We start from the raw sequence: 21,214 nt of genomic DNA on the forward strand, positions 1-21,214 counted from the left end.
CGCACCCGCTATTTAAAGTACTTTTCTATACCAGCACGGTTGACTCAACCAAGCCTGAATCAAGCTTTTACAAAGTTCAAATTGCCCCTCTGGAATCCACATCCACCACCTGTAGCTCAGACTCAGTAGCCCATATCATCGGCCCAGTCTGCGCTATGAAGCAACGCCACTACAACATTTTTTCCCATATCTGCCTGACCAGCGTCCTGGCACTCACGGGTCTAGCCATGGCAACGAGCCAGTTTGGCTGGTCCCTATACCTGGAGATTTTCTCTCATTTTCAAGTTCAATATTTTCTAGCAGCCCTCATAATCGCAGCCACAGCAGCACTCCTGCGCAACTATCGGCTATTGCTAGTTATTTTATTTTGCACTGCCCTGCTATCTGCCCAGGTGATGCCCTGGTATATTCCAGTTAGCCTAGGGGGGCCATCGACCAACTATCGCATTGTTTTAGCCAACCTCAATTTCAACAACGAGGATGCTGGCGCAGCCCTCACACTAATAGACCAAGAACAGCCCGACCTAGCGTTATTCCTAGAGACTGGTCGCCCTATGGAGCAACAGCTCACAGCCCTAAAGCGTGACTATCCTTACAGCACGACCCCAGAGGATGGCATTCTTCTATATAGCAAATACCCGCTCACAGACATACACCTAAAACAGTTTGGCCGCTACGCAAGGGAGTCTCTAACAGCCCACTTTAAAGTTTTCGACACCCCTATTTCCTTAGTCGCTGTCCATCCACTACCGCCCATAGAGTCAAAAATGTTTTTGTCTCGCAACACATTACTCAATGACGTGGGGCAATATATCAAAGCCCAGACAGATGCTGTCATCTTCCTAGGGGATCTCAATATCACCATGTGGTCACCCTATTATCAACATTTTATCCAACAAACTCAGCTTAAAAATACTCGGCAAGGTTTTGGCATTCAGCCCACATGGCCAAGGGTGGGCAGCTATTTTGGGCTACCTCGCTGGACCCAGTGGCTCATATCTCCCTTACAAATTCCCATCGACCATTGTTTGGTGAGCCCACAGATTCGAGTAGCCGATGTTCACACTGGCACCGATACAGGCTCTGACCACGCCCCACTAGTGGTGGATTTAGTCATTCCTGCCGCTAAACCAGCATAGTGGGCATGGTTGCGATCTGGGTTACGGGCTTGTGAAAAAATAAAATCATAGCCTTATGTCTTGAAATCATGGCTCAACCAGCCTTTTCGGATTAAACCATGAAGTCGTTGATTGACAGCGCCTAAGACACATTTTTACCGACTGCCTGTAAAGACGACGCCACGGTTTGAGACGCATCCGGGAAAAAGCTGTACAGCTTTTTAATCAGACTGTGGATCCCCTCACTGCCCCCCGCAATTAGGCCTGCCGTCAGCCCCAGGTCTAGCACTCTAAAAAGATATAACCGAAATATTTCTAGGGTGATAACGGGGGCAGGATACTGAATAATCCCTTCCAATGATCGAATGCCCACTAATCCCATCAATAGGCCAAAGACGATGGCAACGCGCAAAATACTTTGGCGAATATGCTGTTTGTAGGACCGCAAACTTTCCTTAGCATTCAAAAGCTTTAGCTGAGCGGCCTTCACCCCTACATTACTAGCATCTGCTTTCACATCGGGAGAGAGCGAATCTAACTCCAACTGACGCTGCTCTAACTGAGTCGCAAGCCGGGATTTCTCTTGAGAGAAGTAAGAGAGTGCATACACTTCCAGAGCCCTCTCCAAAAACAAAGCCACAATAATAAGTATAGAAAGCCGTTGAACCACAGTTTCAACAGACAATTTCGATAATACTAGCGGCTCTATCGGAATCAGTATATAGATCAAGCCACAGACTAAAATGGCATAAAACAAATAACGCAGAAGCTTCAATAGGGGCTGACTATTCATTGCACTGTCTCCTGATAGAGTTTAGGGAGGTCGCAGATCCATTGCGGCCACATGTGAGCCATACATTTATTCAATCAGTGGCCAAGGGGCCAATTCCAGCCATGCTCGCAAGAATCCCCATATCGCCGTTTCTGGTGTTGGCTTTCCCTAGAATTTAGGATAAGGCCAGTAAAGCGTTAAACGAGATGACGAGCTACTCTTTACTCTTCATCAGAGCGAATGCCAAGTTTCAGCCTTGACGCGGCCTTAGATAAGGATCGGCAGCGCTAGGATATTTCTAAGCACATTGAACAATAGCCGTATAGTTATATACCTTCAAAACAACATATATACGGACGCAACGTCTTCGCAGCCATTATTTTTGCGGTAACCATTGCAATTAATCCAGGGTCTTAGACGCTTTGATTAGCCACCAATTGATGACTATTTGCCAAAAATTGAACCTACAGGCCTGTATCGTAAACGACAGTAATGCAAACAAATGAATATTAGTGTTTACACCAGAATTTAATAATTAATTAATCAATGCTAATATTAATGACATAAAGTTAAGACGTTTATTAGGGACGTCTTTGGAGCTATGGAATACACAAATTCTTAGGGTTTTTGGTAAACTCACAGGTCATTTATTTCCTTGGTAGAGATTATGACTATGCTCCTGGAAGTGGTGTGAAGGGTGTCCAGATCAGATGCACATAAAAATTTCCATTTAAGAAATGGTGGGAAAAGAAATCAGTTTTTTGATGGTTTTTCTCGTCCAGTAGAGATTTTCAAAGCCTCCACAGTGGGCTTTCTCAATAAATATAAATAGGTTTTCAAGTTCCACTTGGAAAGAGATTCCCAGTGTTTTTTTCTGGGGTGTCAGACGCGGTCGTAGCAAGGCTACGCGCAATATTCGGTTGCCATTTATTAGGAGAGTATATCTATGTCGCAAGGCGTAACAGACCAACAGCAGGCTAATCGTCCCACGCCTGTTCTGATGATTCCCATTAGACGGTGTGGCAGTCACGCCTTACGCTTAAGACTCAACGCTAGTCCAGACTTTTATTCGCCATATCCCATGCACATAGTGGATTTTATGCCACTGGTGCCTGCCTATGGAGATCTGAGCAACGATTGGAACTACTTCCAGATGGCAGTTGATTTGGTCGGGCTCCAAAACTCAACCATGGTGAAGTGGGATGGGGTGGCGCTTGACCCCGTGAGTATTTTTAATACGATAAAAGATAAGCCCCGCAGCGTTCACATGGTTGCATGGGAAATGCTATTCCAGGCAGGGGAACAAAATAATGCCAAGCTCGTAATGGATAAGTCCCTCGACAACATTCATTATGCCTCCGATCTAGTTTCTCTGTTTGATGACATGCTGTTTTTGAACGTTGTCCGTGATCCAAGGGCACAGATTTGCAGCATCAACCGCGCCATTATCCATGATTACGATACGCTGCTTAACAGCCTGACTTGGGTGAAGGCTCACAAGGCCGCTAAAGCCTTAGCTGACAAATTTCCTGACCGTGTTTTAACCATTCGCTACGAAGACTTTTTAACCAATCAAGAGGCGGTCTTACGTAAGGTATGTCAGTTCTTTAAGATTGATTTTCTACCGACAATGCTAGATATCTCAGCCTCTCCAGAGGCTCAAAGCATCGCCGGTAGATCGGCTCTGTGGGAAAATAATTGCTTTGCCCCCATCGCTGCCAACATCGACAAATTCAAAAAGGCACTGAGTGCAGAAGAGATTGAAATTATTGAGACAGTGACCAAAGATTATATGGACCTGTACGGCTACAGTTTCATGACTTCGGCCTCGGCTAACGTCAATGATGATGCCATTGAATCTGCCAAAGAACGTAGCGCATTGGGCAAGCATAAAGCATGGCTAGATCTAGAGTTGTTTGATCCTCAAGATTATCAACTCAGACAGTTTCGCAATGACTATCTGGGCATGATCAAACAGCGGTTGACGGCCTCTCAAAAGAAAAAATTAAACGGCAGCTCGGTGAACGTCCAAGGGATTCAACTGCAAAAAATTGCCTAGTTAATAATTGCTTAATTAGAGGGGGAAATTAGGTCTCATGGTTCAGACTCCGATCAAGTCTAAAAGTTTAGATATTGAGGCGTTACAAGCGAAGTATGTGGATAAGTCTCCAATGCAAATTCTTGAGTTTGCCTTAGAGCAGTTCGATAACATCTCACTTTCATTTAGTGGTGCTGAAGATGTCGTTCTAATTGACATGGCGACCAAAATCAAAAGTGACATCCAAGTGTTCACCATTGACACAGGTCGTCTACACAAGGAAACGTATCAGTTTCTCGACCAAGTCCGAGAGAAGTACAAAATCGACCTGGAAGTTCTTTTTCCAGACACTGAGAAAGTTGAAACTTTAGTTCGAGAAAAAGGGCTATTTAGTTTTTACAAAGATGGCCACAAAGAATGTTGTGCGATTCGTAAGGTGGATTCTCTTCGTCGAAAATTAGCCACAGCAGAGGCCTGGATCACTGGGCAGCGTAAAGACCAGAGTCCGGACACGCGCGCCAGTATTCCGGTCATCCAAGCCGATACGGCTTTTTCCACCGCCGACAATCAATTGATTAAGTTTAATCCCCTGGCCAGTTGGTCATCGGCGCAAGTCTGGAAATATATCCGATTTAACAAAGTGCCCTACAACTCATTGCATCAGCAGGGGTTTATTAGCATTGGCTGCGAACCTTGCACCATGGCAGTTTTGCCAAGTCAGCACGAGCGAGAAGGGCGCTGGTGGTGGGAAAACAGTGCCGATAAAGAATGCGGCTTTCACTCGATCAATTCAAAGCCAGGCACCTGATTTTGGGGAGGGTTCTAAACCGCTGGCGGCTGGCAACAGCCCTAGCACACCCCATCGTCTAAATCTGTCGCGTCGTGTGACGGTTAATGACAGTTCATCAGGTTATTTGCCCTGGTCTTGGAACGCTAGGGCTGTTGTATACGAGAGACAAAATAGGAGTTGTATTATGTCTATTGGTTTAATTGAAGCCCATGGTAAACAGCTGGTAAATCGGGTTTTAGATGGCCCCCAGCGCCAAGATTTATTTGAAAAGGCCCATGCCCTACCGCGCATTACGCTGTCTACGCGCAACATTGCCGACGTGCAGTGCATTGCCACCGGCATCTATAGTCCCCTGGAAGGGTTTGTTAATGAAGCTGAGTACACGTCTATCGTGAACGATATGCGCCTCAGCAATGGTCTCGCCTGGTCGATTCCGGTCACGCTGCAGATTCCGGCGGATGAAGCGGATAAGTGTCGGCTGGATAGTCAGATTGCCCTAGCCCATCCCAATGGCGACATTTTGGCGGTGATGACGGTGGAGAGCAAGTTTACCCCCGACCAGGACCATGAGGCCCAGAAAGTCTATCTCACCACCGAGGACGCCCACCCTGGGGTGAAGGCGATGAAGGCGGAAGGCCCCGTCTATTTGGGGGGACCGATTTCTCTGGTGAACACGATTCCCTATGACAACTTTTTGGACTATCGCCTCAGCCCGGTGCAAACGCGACTGGAGTTTGCCAACCGTGAGTGGAAAACGGTGGTGGCCTTCCAAACCCGCAACCCCATCCACCGGGCCCATGAGTACATCACTAAAACGGCCCTAGAAACCGTGGACGGGTTGTTTATTAACCCCCTGGTGGGCATGACCAAGTCGGATGATATTCCGGCGGATGTGCGGGTGAAGTGCTATGAGACCATTATGCGGCTCTACTACCCGGAGGATCGCACCCTGTTGGGCGTATTCCCAGCCGCCATGCGCTATGCCGGTCCTCGGGAGGCGATTATGCATGCGATCGCACGGCAGAACTATGGCTGCACCCACTTTATTGTTGGCCGTGACCATGCCGGGGTGGGCGACTACTACGGCACCTACGATGCCCAGAAGCTATTCGACGAATTTAACGCCGATGAGCTCAAGATTCAGCCGGTGAAGTTTGAGCATGCCTTCTACTGCACGCGCACCAAAGGGATGGCCACCGCCAAGACCAGCCCCAGTGCCAAGGAAGAGCGCATCCATCTGTCCGGCACCAAGGTGCGCACCATGCTCAGGGAAGGCAAGTGCCCGCCCCCTGAATTTAGCCGCCCCGAAATCGCTCAGATTCTAGTAGACTCTATGCAGTCTCCTGAACTGACGACGGCCTAAGCGCCGCTAGTTGGGTCCCCTGGGTGGTCTGCAGACCACCCAGGGGACTTAAAATATTCTCTGGAAACGATAATATAATTCAGCATCTACTCTTATTCGTTAGTAAAATTTGGGTCGCTTTTTTTGAGCAGACCCCAACAGGAACACACATACACTTACTCCCACTTATATCTATTAGGGTGCGATCAAAATGGTATTAGAAAGTTGGCTATTGCTGGCCAGCGGAGGGGTGGTCACCGGCATATTGGCCGGGCTGCTAGGCATCGGGGGGGGCGTGATTTTAGTTCCCCTAATGATTACATTGGGCTACGCGCCCATTAAGGTGGTGGCCACCAGCAGTTTGGCCATAGCCATTACGGCCATAGCCGGCAGTATTCAAAACTGGCGCATAGGTTGCCTGGATATAAAGCGCGTGGTGTACCTGGGGGTGCCCGCCTTAATGACGGTGCAACTAGGGGTGCTAATTGCGACCCAAATACCCGCCCACATGATTTTATTAATGTTCGGGGCCTTTTTAATCGTCAATATTTATCTAATTGACTGTCGTCAAAAATTATCCACTGCACCCAACGGAAAGCGCGTCTCCCCACTTAACCCTCTAGCCTCTGAGCTTCTCGTGGGTGCCATTGCCGGTCTATTAACCGGAATATTGGGCGTGGGCGGGGGAATTGTTATGATCACCCTGCAAATGTTGTTGCTGGGCAGACATATCAAGGCCGCCATTCAAACTAGCCTGGGGGTTTTGGCCGGTGTGGCGTTGTCGGCTTGTTTGGTCCATGGCACCAAAGGTAACTTGTTGGTGATGCCGGGTCTCACCCTAGGTTTGGGGAGCTTGCTCGGCGTTAGGCTGAGTACTCGATTTTTACCCAAACTCCCCGATGCAACCGTCAAACTTATTTTTAGAATCTTTCTAGCGGTAATGTCGGCCTATGTTTTTTGGCAGGCCTATCAGATATTTCCAGAGACCTATGGGGTGAACCCCTACGGCCTCAGCTACCTGACCGTGGGATAGGGGCAAAATTAGCAGTGATTTGTCGAAAATCTGGTGAACGTGGCCGGAGCTTTGTCTTACCAGGCTTTTGTCTTTTGTTTCCTAAATTCTCAAGTACTTGCCCAGGCTTACAAAGAATTGAACAATCCCACTAAAAATATCCTGAAAATTGATAACGGTACTTTTTTTATTTAAAGACCTCAAAAAGTTGTTCCACCTTTAATTGACAATCCTTGAAGTAAGTTCCAGAATTTTTATTGGGTGATATCTCACTAGAATAAATTACAAAAAACTGCTTCATTGGAAACGAGAGGAGCAATTCTACGGTTGAAATAGTATTTTTGTTTCTCGATTTCAATTATTGAAACGTTCTAGTTTACGAATAAGACGCTTAGGAGTATAAATTTGTGGCTATTGGTTTAATTGAACCTCATGGTAAACAGCTAGTAAATCGTTCCCTTGAGGGTAATGAGCGTCAGGACCTATTTGAAAAGGCCCATGCACTGCCAAGAATCACCCTCTCCACTCGCAATATTGCAGATTTACAGTGTATTGCCACTGGTATTTACAGCCCTTTGGAAGGTTTCGTTAACGAAGCTGACTATAATTCCATTGTTAATACCATGCGTCTCAGCAATGGTTTGGCATGGTCCATTCCTGTAACGCTACAGATTTCTGAGGCCGATGCTGAAAAGTGTCGTCTAGATAGTCAGATTGCTTTGGCTCATCCCAACGGTGAGATCATGGCGGTGATGACGGTGGAGAGCAAGTTTACTCCCGACCAGGACCATGAAGCTCAGCAGATATATCTGACCACTGAGGACGCCCACCCTGGTGTAAAAGCCATGAAGGCTGAAGGCCCCGTTTATTTGGGTGGCCCCATTTCGTTGGTGAATGATATTCCCTACGATAACTTCCTGCAGTACCGCCTCAGTCCCGTAAAGACTCGTTTAGAGTTTGCTAACCGTGGCTGGAAGACTGTTGTGGCCTTCCAAACCCGCAACCCCATTCACCGGGCCCACGAGTACATCACTAAGACGGCCCTAGAAACCGTTGATGGTCTGTTCATTAACCCCCTTGTGGGCATGACCAAGTCGGATGATATTCCGGCGGATGTGCGGGTGAAGTGCTATGAGACCATCATGCGCTTCTATTACCCTGAGGATCGCACCCTGCTGGGGGTATTCCCCGCAGCTATGCGCTACGCTGGCCCCCGCGAAGCGATTATGCATGCGATCGCACGGCAGAACTACGGCTGCACCCACTTTATTGTTGGTCGCGACCATGCTGGAGTGGGCGACTACTACGGCACCTACGATGCCCAGAAGCTGTTCGACGAATTTAACTCCGATGAGTTGAAGATTCAGCCCGTTAAGTTCGAGCACGCCTTCTACTGCACCCGTACCCAGGGTATGGCCACGGCTAAGACTAGCCCCAGTACGAAGGAAGAGCGCATTCACCTATCCGGTACTAAGGTGCGTGCCATGCTGCGGGAAGGCAAGTGCCCTCCCCCTGAGTTTAGCCGCCCAGAGGTTGCTCAGATTCTGATCGATTCTATGCAGACTCCCACATTGAGTGCTGTATAGGTTCAGGTTCGGGGCATTAGCCCTGGCTAAATGCTGAACTAATATCGTTCTTTAGGAGTGCAAGTATCTTGCACTCCTTTTTCATGGGGAGTCAATGGCTTTTGGGTGGATTGGTTGGGGTTTAGCTAACTCCTGGGGGAGACGCTTCGCGAACGACTACGCTCAGTTAGCGGGGGGGGGGATTGCATCGATTGGGTTTTAGCTTCGGCTGCGCTCAGCTAGCAGGGGGCATCGGCTGCGCTCAGCTAGCGAAAGGGGGGTATGAATTAGCTGGGTTTAGCTAATTCCTGGGGGAGACGCTTTGCGAACGGCTGCGCTCAGTTAGTGGGGTTACCGGATTTTTGTAAGGGTTAATGTAAAACAAGAGGGGCTGATTAAGGAGTTAATTGATTACTCCTTTGCCGTCAACTAAACAAGTGAAGTTCTTGCTTCCGTTACGTAGCTTTACATAAGCCCCCCTGAAATTTAAAGCTTGTTATCAAGAACACCCAGACTGTACTGAGAAATGCGGACAGCCCTGTGAACTTAGCTAAACCATACGCTTTTATAATTCATGCGGAGTTTTAAGGGGTGGCGGTCCTGGTTATTGCCAAGTTTCGTGATGCTGTTGGGCATCGGCATCAGCCTGGGGTTATTGACCTACGGTGAGGGGGGAGTATTTTTCAATGGCGATGCCGGATTGCGGGCGCTACTATCCCAGCAATTAACCTGGGGCTCGTGGCAACAGGTGTCGCTCAATATTTCGCAACCGCCGTGGGTGTTGGCCCTGTGGCGCCAAGGTCTGTATCCATTTACCCCGCCCTATGCCTACGAGCAACAGGGCAACTACTTTATTGATGCGCCCTTCACGTTTTCTGTGATTACGGCTCCGTTTTATCGGCTCCTGGGCTACCGCGGATTTTATGTCATCCCGATTATGTCGCTGTGGGTGATTTGGGGACGGATCTGGCAGGTGTGTCGGATCTGGCAGGTGCGCTCCACTATCATTGCCCTGAGTTTAAGTTTGGTTATTTTTGCCTCTCCCCTGACGCTGTATGGCGCGATGTACTGGGAGCATACCCTGGCGGTAGCCCTTGCTTTTTGGGGCATTTCGGGGATGTTATTCCACAGTTTGCCCGAGGGATTTACCAGCCGCATTAGCTTTAACCAGGCCCTGGTGAATGGTGTTTGCATTGGTCTTGCCACCTGGCTGCGGTCTGAGTTTTTCTGCCTGGTGCTGGTGCTGGCTGTGTTTATGGCCCTGAGTTTATTGCCCCACACCTATTTGCCCAAATGGCTGCAACTGGAGATTCCCCAGGGCTTATCCAGGCTATTGGTCTCAACTTGTTTGGGCGCCATGGGGGCCACCGTGCTCGGTCTGTTGGCGATAAATGCGGTGATTTATGGCCATCCCTTGGGTGTTAATGCCCTGGAGGTAGACACCGCCATCTCCGTAAGCCAGCGTTTAGCCGAGGTGCAGAGCAACTATATTCACCTGGTGGTGGCCCTGTTGCGGTATTTTCCAGCGGTGCTCCTGGGGTTGGGGCTGCCGTGGTTAATGCAGGGACAAGCCCGCGAAACAGCCTTACGGCTAGTGTGGGTGGGTGGTTTGTTTGCCGTCATTGTGCCCCTGGCGGCACCCCTGGCCATCGATACCGAACAGTGGGGCCCTCGGTTTTACTTAATTCTGATTCCCCTGGTGGGGCTGGTGGTGGCCGCCGCCCTGCGACACCTGTGGCTCGATAAAAATACCCGGAATAAACTTTTTGCTGCGATCGCATGCATCATCGTCATCGGCAGCCATAGCAACCTCGTCAACGGAGGTCTACGGGACTACCGCGACCCCTTAACCAATTCCACCTCCCTGCCCCGGCAGGCGGCCCCGGTGGTGCCCGCCATCAAGGCCCTCAGCAACTACGACGAACGGTGGGTGGCCATGTCTCACCAGCATGTGGCCCAGCAGCTATGGCCCAGCGTCCGCTCCAAAATTTTCTTCCGGGTCAAAACCGATCCAGAAATTGAACAGCTAGCGGCGGCCCTCGTCGACCAAAACGAAACCTCCTTTATCTACATCTGCGATCCGATCCAGCCCTGTTCCATTTCCGAGCAGCAGCGGTTTCTATATAAATTGCCAAATAACCAGATAGACCTGGCGTTTGAATCCTTGGGCACCTTCGGCCACTATCCCTTCTATCGCGGCGTAATTCAAACCGAAGCCACCGCCAGGCCAGCATTTTCCACCCCCAACTCCCTGAACGGGCGGTAGGGCGCGGTCAAACGACCCACTGGCACTGCCCCAAGCCCCTGGCCCACCCACTAATGATAGGATTTGTCCCATGTGTTGATGCGCCTTGGGCGGCATCCCAAATCCTGCCTCTATGACATACACTACCGAGTTGGTCAGAGCGCCCCAGGGGCCGCTCCAGATTGCCCCCCATCACAGTTTGTTGTTCTCTTTGGTAATTCCCACCTACAACGAACGCAACAATATTGGCAACTTGGTAGCCCAGCTGACAACCTTGCTAAACCGGCGCTTACCCGAGCAGTACGAACTCATTTTAGTGGACGACAACAGCCCCGATGGCACCTGGCAAGTGGCCCAAGGGCTGGCCCATCCCCACCTACAGGTGATGCGGCGACAGCAGGAGCGGGGCCTATCGTCAGCGGTGATTCGCGGCTGGCAGGTGGCACGGGGGGAAATTTTGGCGGTGATCGATGCCGATTTGCAGCATCCGCCGGAGACACTGGTGCAGATGATAGACCAGATACTCAATGGCGCGGATTTGGCCGTCGCCAGTCGCCATGTATCGGGGGGGGGCGTCAGCGACTGGAGCCTAGCGCGGCGGCTGTTGTCGCGGGGGGCACAAACGTTGGGCCTGTTGATTTTACCGGGGGTGGTGGGTCGAGTCACCGATCCCATGAGCGGTTATTTTATGGTGCGTCGCCAGGCCATTGCCGGGCCGATCTTAAATCCGCTGGGGTACAAGATTTTGCTAGAGGTGCTGGGCCGAGGACGGGTGAAAACCATTGCCGAGGTGGGCTATGTGTTTCAGGAACGGGAAGTGGGGGAAAGTAAAGTGACCTGGCGGCAGTACGTGGAATATTTAGGCCATTTGGTGCGGCTGCGGGTGGATGGCAAAATTGCCCGCATGGCCCAACGGTTTCCCCTGGGGCGGTTTCTACGGTTTGGCCTGGTGGGGTTGAGCGGTGTATTTGTGGATATGGCGATGCTGTATTTACTGAGCGACCCCACCACCTTGGCCTGGGGCCTCACCCGTAGCAAACTTGTTGCCGGGGAAGTGGCTATCCTGAACAACTTTTTGTGGAATGATGCCTGGACCTTTGGCGACATTGCAAAATCGCAGCAGGGGATGGGGGCAAGGCTGAAGCGGTTTTTGAAGTTTAATGCGGTTTGTTTGTTGGGTTTGGCATTAAATGTGCTGTTGCTAAATTTGTTGTTTAACGTCGTGTTTGGACAGCAGTATCGATATGCGGCAAACCTAATTGCGATCGCCCTCGTTACGGCCTGGAACTTTTGGCTAAATCTAAAGCTAAACTGGCGGGTAACCCAAGTAAAAAAGAAGTAAAAAAGCAGCGATCTAGTGTCCCAGCGCCCCAGCAAGTTAGCCACATCCCCAACTCGCCCGTCAGCCAATGGGGGGAAACTGGACTGGATTTTACTCGCCGCCATTGCGATCGCCTGTTTGCTCCGCGTCGTTTATATTGACGGCCGAGAGCTATGGTACGACGAAGTGCTGTCCCTATTGCTATCCACCACCCAGCGCATCAGCTATGGCGATCCTGCCGGTGTCCCCATTGCCCTCGCAAACTATAGCCCCTTGCTACAGCTCCCCCCATTGGACAGCGTTAGTGACATCCTCAAGGGCATTAAACCCCTCTTCCAGGGCCTGGTGGGAAGAGAACCCCATCCACCCCTGTTCTTTTTATGCCAATATCTATGGCTGCTGGTCACCAACAACCAGGCCATCGCCCTACGGAGCCTGAACCTATTGCTGAGTTTGGGGGCCATTTTTGGGGCCTACGGCATGGGCAAAGCCCTGTTTAATCAGCGGGGCGGCCTGGTGTTTGCGGCCCTGTTGGGTTTAAATCCATTTTTTTGGTTTCATTCCCTCAATGTGCGCATGTATTGCCCAACGGTGCTGTGGGTCACCCTGGCCGGTTGGGCCGGTGTGCAACTGTGCTACCAACGGCCAGGGCGTCGTCTGGGGTGGTATGTGCTGTTGACCCTGGCCATGGCCGCCGGGATTTTAACCTATTATCTCTCTGCCCTTGCCTTTGTTGCCTTGGGGGTTGTGTTTTTAATTCAAGACCGACAGCGCTGGTGGCACTACGGCCTCTGTGGCTTGGGTGCCGTCGGTTTGGCCAGCCCCTGGATCTATTGGGGGGTGCCCCAACAGCTGAGAAATGTGGATCTACAACGGTTTGCTAACAACAGTAGCTGGCTCGAAACCATGGTGCAACATATCCAGGGCATCCTCGAGGTGTTGGGCATTCAGCTGGCAGTGGGCGACTGGGCCACAGGGTTGCCAACCGCATTCGTGTTGGGCGTGGGTGTTTTGGTGAGTCTAGGTCTGGCGCTAATGATTGGGCAGCTATGGCATTTATTGCGCCATCGGTCCATGTCGCTATTGCTGGTGGTACTGAGTTTGGGGTGTTTGCCCCTATTGCTGATGTTGGGATTCGACATTCTCTCGGGTCAATCTACCCTGGCCTGGGGCTTTGGCCGTACGGGAATGTTTATTTTGCCAGGGTTGTTGTTGTTGATTACCGCCTGGATTGTGCATTTGCCACACCGTTGGCAAATGTTTGCGATTGCTACGCTGCTGGCGGTTTATCTCGGTTTAAATGGGGCGGATATGGCCCTGCGGCAGCGGCAAGTGTTTCAACAGATTGCGGCCACGGCCACCCCAGCCGAGTCAACGCTGATTGCGATGAATTCTAAGGCCTGGGGGCATGTGTTGCGGCTAGTGTATTACTTCCCTGCCGAGACGCCTGTGAAGTTGTTGGCCACCGACCCGGCGATGCTGCCCGATGCGTTAAACGACGCCTTAGCCACGGCGGAGTATGACCAGGTGCTTTGGCTAGAAGCCATGCGACCGGTGTGGAAAGCGCCAAAGGCAGATGAGGCAGAACAGATTCGGCAGGATATTGAGGCCCGTTTGGGGGCTGGATATACCCTGGCCAACCGTCAGGAATTAGTGGGGACGATGCAATTGGATAGATTTAGCCTGGCGGTTTATGAAAAGTAGGCCAGGGGGATTTTGACCGGAGTGGGGCCAGCCCTTTAGGGATGTCGGTAACATGGTCAGCGAAGGCCCGCTATCCTTTGAAAACCCGTTATTTTTTCCACAGCTATGCCAGACTGCCTTGCGCTAATTGCCCATGACACCAAGAAGAACGACATGGTGGCCCTGGCAACCAATTATCAGCATGTGTTGTCGCGCTATCACCTGATTGCCACGGAAAATACGGGGCAGCTGATTGCCACGGTGACAGGGCTGTCGGTGGAACGACTGGCCCCTGGCAGCCAGGGGGGCGAATTGCAAATAGCGGCGCGGGTGGTCTCTGGCGATGTGACCGGGGTGATTTTTTTATTGGACCCGGTGAGCGTTAACCCCAACGAACCAGATATTCGGGCCCTGTTGCGGGTGTGTACGCTGCACAATGTGCTGTTGGCCACCAATATGATTACGGCGCAGCTGGCGATTGAAGCGGTGGCAAAACGCCGGGATGCCTATTTGATTTTTAACCCGGTGGCGGGGCAGGGAAATCCCGATCGCGATCTGGCGCTGATCCGTCAGATTTTGGTACCCCAGGTGAATCTGCACACGATTTTTACCGAGGCCGATGTGGATGTGATTGCCCAGGCAAAGGGGGCGATCGCAACCATCCAGGCAAACCAAACCACGGCTGAACCCGGTTTTATCATTGCCTCCGGTGGCGATGGCACCGTATCTGCGATCGCAGGGGCCACCATGGAAACCGGCATTCCCCTGGGGGTGATTCCGCGCGGTACCGCCAACGCCTTTGCCGTGGCCATGGGCATTCCCACCGATTTGCAACAGGCCTGTGAAGCCATTGCCGCTGGCCATACCCGCGTGGTGGATGCCGCCTATTGCAACAAAATTCCCATGATTCTGTTGGCCGGCATGGGGTTTGAAGCCGAGGTCGTAGAAAACGCCAACCGAGAACTAAAAAATCAGCTGGGGGCCTTGGCCTACCTACTTTCCGGGGCACAACAGTTTTTCACTCAAGAGTCTTTTCAAGTGCAGATTGAAATCGATGGCCAGACCATAGACGATGTGGCGGTGGCCGTTACCGTGGCCAATGCCGCACCGCCCACATCGGTGATGGCCCAGGGATTTGGCGATGTGATTCCCAACGATGGCCTGCTAGAAGTCACCATTGCGGTGCCCCAAACCCGGCTACAGGGGATGAATATGATGGCCAGCCTGTTTACCTCGGCCCTGGTGAAGTCTCAGTTTGAGCGGGAAGACATTGTGTGTTTGCGCACCAAACGGCTGAAGGTGAAGACAGATCCGCCCCAGAAACTGGTGGTGGATGGGGAGCTATGGGATGCTAACCCGATTGAGTTTGAATGTGTTCCAGGGGGATTGACCATCTTTTCGCCGCTGATGCAGCAGTAGGGCAAAAGGCTAAATTCCTTAAATACTTTCGTCTCAATAAAAGACTCGCTATCTTCTTTTAAGTCTGATAATGATACTCATTAATATTTACTTGAGAACAGGCAAGGGGAGGTGCGATCACACCCCTAATATTTCGTCTCACCCTAAGACTGAAAACCTTAAGGTTGGTCTTAAATAAATAACACTATGTCTCAAAAATAGACATGCCTGGAATCTGATTAAAGACACAACAAGGCTATGAATAGAGAAGAAATTAAAACCATTATTTTCAAGGCTGTGATTCAAGTTTTGGTTGGAGCCAAAGCTGGCTGCTTGGTCCCTGTTTTGATTCTCGGGTCCAAGAAAGGCTGAGATGGCCCATTGATTGATTGGCAATGACAGCTTATCTAGGCTGCGCGGCTTAGCTAGCGATGTTGACAAACATATACAGCTTTTCGATATCGATCAAAGAGCATTACAGGTCTGTGCTGATGCTGACTGTCCAATATTCGGTGAAGGACCTGGGGGTGCCTGCTCCGCAATGGCTCGATGCATTCTGCTGTTGGTAAGAGGTTAGCCTTATTGTAGAGATTTGTTTTTTAGACTAATTCCTGGATGACTGAGATCTTGCAGCAGTCTCAATGTACGTTCTCACTGTGTTGTACGTCGTATCTGAGATAACGGTTGCTAGGTATATGGTCTAATGGAGTCTTTAAATAAAGTTGGATGTGACGCGCTAAAGAAGTGATCTTGACTAGAAATCAAGTCTCAAAATAAGATAAGCAGCCTTGACTTAAGTCTTGAGTTGTTTTTGCTTAATCTCAATATGAGATTGGTTGTGCTGGTGAGATTATTAGTAGTGCTCTTGTGTTTGTTCTCTCCCATGATTGTGCATAAATAAGCTGTACATCTTTGCAGGCGAGTTATGGGTACCCCACAATTTTCGACCTTATTGTTGAGTCTAAAGGTAGGGGGCTCGCTGGGCGATATCGCTACAGTGGCCATAATTTCATTAACGATGATGGGCTGCGGCAGTTTGACTCAGAAAGAAGCACAGCACTCACAAAATAAACAAATAGCCCTAACTCAAGTAGAGAGCACGCTCAACCAGGAAATAGTCCAAACCGGAAAAATTGGCGAACAGCCGGTAGGCAAAAATGATGTAGGTAAATCTAGCAAAAAGGACTTTACCTCTAACTCCTCAGCTACATTTAGGGAACGGAATAGCTTCTACGTTGGCAGTTTTGGCAGTCTTATTCGCAGCATTGCTTTTAGCCCTGATGGGAAAACTATTGCCTTTGGTGATAGCGTTGGCCGCATTCGACTATGGGATCTGCGGGGAAACGAAATTGCTAAAAGTCCTCTGGGATCCGACCATAGAGGAGCGGTTTTTAGTGTGAGTTTTAGCCCTGATGGCAATATTATTGCTTCCGGTAGCAGCAGCGACATGACCATTAAATTATGGGATACCAACGGTAATAATCTCTCTACCCTGTCTGGACATCAGGGAACAATTTATAGCGTCAGTTTTAGCCCTGACGGGAATACTCTCGCCTCTGCCGGGAGAGATGGAATAAAACTATGGAGCACAAATGGCACTGAACTTGCCACATTAACCGGCCATCAAGATTGGGTATCCGAAGTAAGTTTCAGTCCTGACGGGAATACGCTTGTCTCTGCTAGCAAGGATAAAACCGTCAAGCTGTGGAATATAAACGGCACAGAATTAGCCACATTTAACGGACATGAAGATTGGGTTGGCAGTGTAAGTTTTAGCCCTGATGGGACTACGATAGCTTCTAGTGGTAAAGACAAGACCATCAAACTATGGAGCACAAATGGCACTGAACTTGCCACGCTAACTGGCCATGGGGGCACTGTTTTGGTCGTTAGATTCAGCCCCGATGGCAATCTTATTGCCTCTAGTAGCACCGATAATACGATTAAGTTATGGAACCGCAATGGCAACGAACTTGCCACATTAACTGGCCATGAGAGTCAAGTTGCCAGTTTAGACTTTAGCCCGGATGGCAATACTCTGGTCTCTGCTAGTACTGATGGTGGCATCAAGCTGTGGGAGCGCGATTAGATCAATGCACTACTAGGCTTGAAACTGGGTGCGAATGGCTTCCATGCGTTTGCGGTTTACCCCCAGGTCGGACTTGCCTAGGCGGGCGGCGGCGCGCATTTGCACTGTCCCAGCCGTGGCATAGAACTCAATGTCGTCCACAAAGCCCATAAGCTTGCTGGAAAATTCGGCATAGAGGTAGGTGTCGGTGCTTTCGATAATGGTGGAGCGTTCCATGCCTTCGATGATGGTTTTTAGGTGTGCGATCGCATCGGCGGGAGACTTATCGGTGGTCAGGGGGGCGATGTAGTGTTCTTTGTCGCCGCTATCGGCTTGGGTGCTGACACAGTTGGGGGTGCCGGGACAGGCTAGCAGCTGACCGTCGGTGACACCTAGGTTGTTGGGACGTGTACCTGAGAAAGAGAAGAGAGCCATATGTACACCCGTTAGTATGGGGTGATCATATCGTTTAATTTGGCGGGGGTACAAATTTGGCGATGGGGTACCTTTTGTGGTTCAGGTTTGGATGTGTTGAATTACTTCACCAAGACTGTTCGTCTCAAACTAAGACTATCTGTATTTTAATGAGTCTTGATATAAGATTATTAATCTTAGTTTGAGATTAATTTTATTGAGGTGATATTTTCCTGAATTGATACTTTTGAGCGAATATTTGCGGCTGAAGAATTGGAATGTAGCTCGCTAACCACTGCATTTGGAAGCCATAAAGGAGTGCCTTCCGCCTTCCGCCTTCTCTAGCAGCTCCTGCTTTTTCTACTTGATATGTTCGATGGGAACTTGCAGCCATTGGCTCAGGGTATGGATTAGCCAGTCTCGTTCTGTTTGGGTGGCGGCGGGGAGGGTGAAGGTGTGGGTGGCGGTTTTGATGGTGATGGTGGATTCTGTGAAGGTTCTTGTGGCGGACTTTGGGGTTTGTTTGCTGATGAGCTGAACGTCGGAACGGGAAGCGCTGCGGTGGCGGGTGCCGATAAATTTGTAGGTGGCGGTGATGGTGTCGGGGTCGATGTGTAGTTTGGTTTGTTGTAAGAGCCGCCGGGCAAAGGGCAAAATCACAATGCTAATGACGACAGCGATCGCAGGCAGGCCAACTAAAAGGATAAGCCCGTCGATAAGGTTGCCGCTGAGAAATGCGGCGAATATCATCAGAATTATTTTGAAGGTTTGGACGCTGATGGGGGTGCCCACGAGAATAAATAACAACAGAAGACCGGGGGGTAATCCCTTGGGGGGAATAAGGACCTCTAGGGTTTTGGGGTGATCGGTTTGGCTGACCATGATGTTGCTGTTGGCCGGTCTGCCGGGGAGTTGGATTGCGGCACTGGCCTGGGGAACTAGCTGGCCTGGGTTTTCTAGTGTTTCTAGGGCTTGGGTGGCGGAACTGGGCCGACGGTCGAGATTGGGATTGGTCAGCCAGGTGAGCCAGTTAGTCAGGTTTTGGTTCAGGCTGACCTGGGAGGCAAACTCCAGCCGCATGTCTTTTTGGGGGAGGTCGGCGGGATGTTTGCCGGTGGCGGCATAGATCAGGGTAGCCCCAAGGCTATAGAGGTCGGAGGCGGGGCTGGCATGGCCGCCAAATTGTTCTGGGGGCATGTAGCCGTAGGTGCCGACGATGGTCATGGTGTGGTCCGATTGGGTGGCCCCGGTTTGGACGGAGTCGAAGTCGACTAGGTACACCTGGCCCACGTGGTTGCCGGTGCGATCGCTGAGCAACACATTGCTGGGTTTAATGTCTCGGTGGATGACGGTGGGCTGGCGCTGGTGCAGATAGTCCAGAATTTTGAGCAGCTGTAGGGCTAGCTGGTGGAGGTCGTCTTCGCTAAAGCTGCGGCCCGCCTGTAGCTGTTCTTGCAGGGACTTGGCGGGAATGTAGGACTGCACCTGGGCAAAGCCTTTGTGGTTGTCTAGCTCGGTGTCGAAGTAGTCGAGGTATTGGGGAATGCCGGGAAAGGATAGGGTTTTGAGGGAGGCGGCCCCCCGCTCGAACAGCTTGTGGTCCTGCCATTGGAACTCGGGGCCAAATAGCAATACTTTAACGATTACCGGCTGATGGGTGGTGAGGTCTTTGGCAATGTAGGTGTGTCTGGCCCCTTTTTTGCTCAGGCGCGTCTGCAGTTGATATCGGTTATTTAAGATCTGCTGGTTCATTCGCCATACGCCCTATTTTCCAAGGATAAGCCCGGATGGTCCAGGGTACCCAAGACTGTAATTACACACAAAGCCTGGGGTTTTCCGTGGCAGCGGGCTAATTTTCTAAATGGCTTTATAAAGCGAAGGGGCGTTTTTTAACCAGGTTTACTAAATTTGGAGCTGGTATGACACCTAGTTGTCCCTTAGGGTGGATCTTTCTAGCAAATACTACAATTTCCTGTGCGAACAGTGTGGCGCAAAAGCTCTGGAGAACCGAGGCGTTTCCTAAAACTGTGCGTTTAAATACATAGGGAGTATTACGCTTTTTCGCCGAAACGGGTTAATTTTCTGGGCGACGATACAATTCGGTAGCACGCAGTGGGAAACGTTTATGGTTGATGCTGCATCTACAAAAACCTTCAATTTTTTTCACCATTGGTACCCGGTTTCGCCGGTGGTCGATCTGCGGCCCGAGCATCCGACGGCGGTGACGGTGCTGGGGATAGCCATGGTGATTTGGAAGCCGCGCCATTGGGAAACCTATCGGGTGTTTTTGGATCAGTGCCCCCATCGGCTGGCGCCCCTGAGCGAAGGTCGGGTGGATGAACAAACGAGCCATTTGATGTGTAGCTACCACGGTTGGCAGTTTGATGGCGAAGGGGTGTGTCAATCGGTGCCCCAGGCCAAACCGGACTTTGCACCGGAGCAGCGATCGCAACTGTGCGCCACCGCATTACCCACCCAAACCGAGAATGATTTGCTATGGGTTTGGCCCGATGCCGCCAGTGCAGATCTGGCGGCGCAAACGCCATTGCCCCTGTCGCCCCAGATTGATGCCAGTAAGGGGTTTGTGTGGGATTCCTATGGGCGGGACCTGGCCTATGACTGGCAAACGCTGGTGGAAAATGTTGTTGACCCCAGCCATGTATCCTTTGCCCACCATGGGGTGCAGGGAGATCGGGCCAATGCCGCACCGTTGTTGATGGAGATTTTGCAATCTACGATGGAGCGGATCGAATCGGAAACGAAGGGACGGTTTACCAGCCATTTAACGTTTGAGCCCCCCTGCCGGGTAGAGTATGCGATGACCTTTGGCGATACGGGAAAAAAAGTGGGGCTGGTGACCTACTGTGTGCCGACGGTGCCAGGGAGATGCCGAATTGTGGCTCAGTTTCCGCGCAATTTTGCCCAACGGATACATCGGTTGATGCCGCGCTGGTGGCCCCATGTGACCATGCGCAACCAGGTGTTGGATGGGGATATGGTGTTGTTGCACCAGCAGGAACAACGGCTAAAACAACAACCTCAGAATTGGAAAACGGCTTATAAATTGCCTGCTACGGCGGATCGGTTTGTGATTGAGTTTCGCAAATGGTGCGATCGCTACCTGCCAGGCCAACCTTTTTGGGAACGCGCAGGCCCCACCGAGACCCAGGACCACCGGCAAATGCTGGATCGGTATCATCAGCACACGCAGCATTGCCAGAGCTGTCGAGGGGCGCTGACCAATATTCGGCGGTTGCAGTGGGGCTTGTCGGGGTGGTTTGTGGTTTGCTTGATGGTGGTGGCGGTGTTGCCGGATGGGGCGCGCCTATGGCCAGGGTTGTTGTTATTGGGGTTGGGCACCCTGGGGTTGGGCGGGGCGGCGGGGCTACGGTTTTGGCTAGAGCCTAAGTTTGTTTTTGTGGATTATATCCATGCCGACCGAAAATAG

At 50.9% G+C, this 21,214-nt stretch carries 15 protein-coding genes; 12 read left to right on the forward strand and 3 right to left on the reverse strand.

From position 1 onward, the window contains the following. Nucleotides 1-155: 155 nt before the first annotated feature. Nucleotides 156-1,139 carry an endonuclease/exonuclease/phosphatase family protein gene (locus tag IXB28_RS10655; RefSeq protein ID WP_215618564.1) on the forward strand — a complete coding sequence of 328 codons (984 nt, stop codon included), beginning with the start codon at nt 156-158 and terminating at the stop codon, nt 1,137-1,139. Between the two features lie 121 nt (nt 1,140-1,260). Here IXB28_RS10655 and IXB28_RS10660 read toward each other — a convergent pair whose 3' ends face one another. Continuing rightward, complete coding sequence (locus IXB28_RS10660; RefSeq protein ID WP_215618565.1) at nt 1,261-1,728, reverse strand: hypothetical protein; 468 nt, start codon at nt 1,726-1,728, stop codon at nt 1,261-1,263. Nucleotides 1,729-2,836: 1,108 nt separating this feature from the next. Here IXB28_RS10660 and IXB28_RS10665 point away from each other — a divergent pair. From IXB28_RS10665 to IXB28_RS10710, 10 genes are all read left to right on the forward strand, one after another. Continuing rightward, nucleotides 2,837-3,949, forward strand: coding sequence for a sulfotransferase family protein (locus tag IXB28_RS10665; RefSeq protein ID WP_215618566.1), 1,113 nt, complete (start codon nt 2,837-2,839; stop codon nt 3,947-3,949). 37 nt (nt 3,950-3,986) lie between these two features. Further along, complete coding sequence (locus tag IXB28_RS10670) at nt 3,987-4,736, forward strand: phosphoadenylyl-sulfate reductase (protein WP_215618567.1); 750 nt, start codon at nt 3,987-3,989, stop codon at nt 4,734-4,736. Nucleotides 4,737-4,902: 166 nt separating this feature from the next. Further along, on the forward strand, nt 4,903-6,081 hold the full coding sequence (gene sat, locus IXB28_RS10675; protein ID WP_215618568.1) for a sulfate adenylyltransferase: 1,179 nt from the start codon (nt 4,903-4,905) through the stop codon (nt 6,079-6,081). Nucleotides 6,082-6,271: 190 nt separating this feature from the next. Beyond that, nucleotides 6,272-7,093, forward strand: a complete 822-nt coding sequence (locus IXB28_RS10680; RefSeq protein WP_215618569.1) for a sulfite exporter TauE/SafE family protein — start codon at nt 6,272-6,274, stop codon at nt 7,091-7,093. Nucleotides 7,094-7,479: 386 nt separating this feature from the next. Continuing rightward, a complete protein-coding gene (gene sat / locus IXB28_RS10685; protein ID WP_215618570.1) occupies nt 7,480-8,658 on the forward strand; it encodes a sulfate adenylyltransferase in 1,179 nt (392 codons plus the stop codon). Between the two features lie 553 nt (nt 8,659-9,211). Next, the gene (locus IXB28_RS10690; protein ID WP_215618571.1) at nt 9,212-10,903 is read left to right on the forward strand and encodes an LA_3751/LA_3752 family putative glycosyltransferase; all 1,692 of its coding nucleotides are present in this window, start codon (nt 9,212-9,214) and stop codon (nt 10,901-10,903) included. A gap of 112 nt (nt 10,904-11,015) precedes the next feature. Continuing rightward, nucleotides 11,016-12,224 carry a glycosyltransferase gene (locus IXB28_RS10695; protein ID WP_215618572.1) on the forward strand — a complete coding sequence of 403 codons (1,209 nt, stop codon included), beginning with the start codon at nt 11,016-11,018 and terminating at the stop codon, nt 12,222-12,224. Nucleotides 12,225-12,239: 15 nt separating this feature from the next. Then, entirely contained in the window at nt 12,240-13,907 is a 1,668-nt protein-coding gene (locus IXB28_RS10700; protein ID WP_215618573.1) for a glycosyltransferase family 39 protein, read from the forward strand. Between the two features lie 105 nt (nt 13,908-14,012). Beyond that, the gene (locus tag IXB28_RS10705; RefSeq protein WP_215618574.1) at nt 14,013-15,305 is read left to right on the forward strand and encodes a methylglyoxal synthase; all 1,293 of its coding nucleotides are present in this window, start codon (nt 14,013-14,015) and stop codon (nt 15,303-15,305) included. 976 nt (nt 15,306-16,281) lie between these two features. Then, on the forward strand, nt 16,282-17,373 hold the full coding sequence (locus IXB28_RS10710) for a WD40 repeat domain-containing protein (RefSeq protein ID WP_215618575.1): 1,092 nt from the start codon (nt 16,282-16,284) through the stop codon (nt 17,371-17,373). A gap of 12 nt (nt 17,374-17,385) precedes the next feature. Here the strand turns inward: IXB28_RS10710 and IXB28_RS10715 are convergent, their stop codons facing one another. Further along, a complete protein-coding gene (locus tag IXB28_RS10715; protein WP_215618576.1) occupies nt 17,386-17,787 on the reverse strand; it encodes a DUF1499 domain-containing protein in 402 nt (133 codons plus the stop codon). A 339-nt stretch (nt 17,788-18,126) separates the two neighbouring features. Further along, nucleotides 18,127-19,518, reverse strand: coding sequence for a serine/threonine protein kinase (locus IXB28_RS10720; protein ID WP_215618577.1), 1,392 nt, complete (start codon nt 19,516-19,518; stop codon nt 18,127-18,129). A 373-nt stretch (nt 19,519-19,891) separates the two neighbouring features. Between IXB28_RS10720 and IXB28_RS10725 the strand changes: the two genes are divergently transcribed. Continuing rightward, nucleotides 19,892-21,214, forward strand: a complete 1,323-nt coding sequence (locus tag IXB28_RS10725) for an aromatic ring-hydroxylating dioxygenase subunit alpha (RefSeq protein WP_215618578.1) — start codon at nt 19,892-19,894, stop codon at nt 21,212-21,214.

Origin of the sequence: Leptothoe kymatousa TAU-MAC 1615 (genome assembly GCF_018739865.1) — a bacterium.
Lineage (GTDB): Bacteria > Cyanobacteriota > Cyanobacteriia > Phormidesmidales > Phormidesmidaceae > Leptothoe > Leptothoe kymatousa.

Coding starts and splice junctions, on each gene's coding strand:
- sat (WP_215618568.1), top strand. CDS start 4,903: ATGTCTATTGGTTTAATTGAAGCCCATGGTAAACAGCTGGTAAATCGG.
- IXB28_RS10665 (WP_215618566.1), top strand. CDS start 2,837: ATGTCGCAAGGCGTAACAGACCAACAGCAGGCTAATCGTCCCACGCCT.
- IXB28_RS10725 (WP_215618578.1), top strand. CDS start 19,892: ATGGTTGATGCTGCATCTACAAAAACCTTCAATTTTTTTCACCATTGG.
- IXB28_RS10695 (WP_215618572.1), top strand. CDS start 11,016: ATGACATACACTACCGAGTTGGTCAGAGCGCCCCAGGGGCCGCTCCAG.
- IXB28_RS10670 (WP_215618567.1), top strand. CDS start 3,987: ATGGTTCAGACTCCGATCAAGTCTAAAAGTTTAGATATTGAGGCGTTA.
- IXB28_RS10720 (WP_215618577.1), bottom strand. CDS start 19,518: ATGAACCAGCAGATCTTAAATAACCGATATCAACTGCAGACGCGCCTG.
- IXB28_RS10690 (WP_215618571.1), top strand. CDS start 9,212: ATGCGGAGTTTTAAGGGGTGGCGGTCCTGGTTATTGCCAAGTTTCGTG.
- IXB28_RS10715 (WP_215618576.1), bottom strand. CDS start 17,787: ATGGCTCTCTTCTCTTTCTCAGGTACACGTCCCAACAACCTAGGTGTC.
- IXB28_RS10705 (WP_215618574.1), top strand. CDS start 14,013: ATGCCAGACTGCCTTGCGCTAATTGCCCATGACACCAAGAAGAACGAC.
- IXB28_RS10655 (WP_215618564.1), top strand. CDS start 156: ATGAAGCAACGCCACTACAACATTTTTTCCCATATCTGCCTGACCAGC.
- IXB28_RS10680 (WP_215618569.1), top strand. CDS start 6,272: ATGGTATTAGAAAGTTGGCTATTGCTGGCCAGCGGAGGGGTGGTCACC.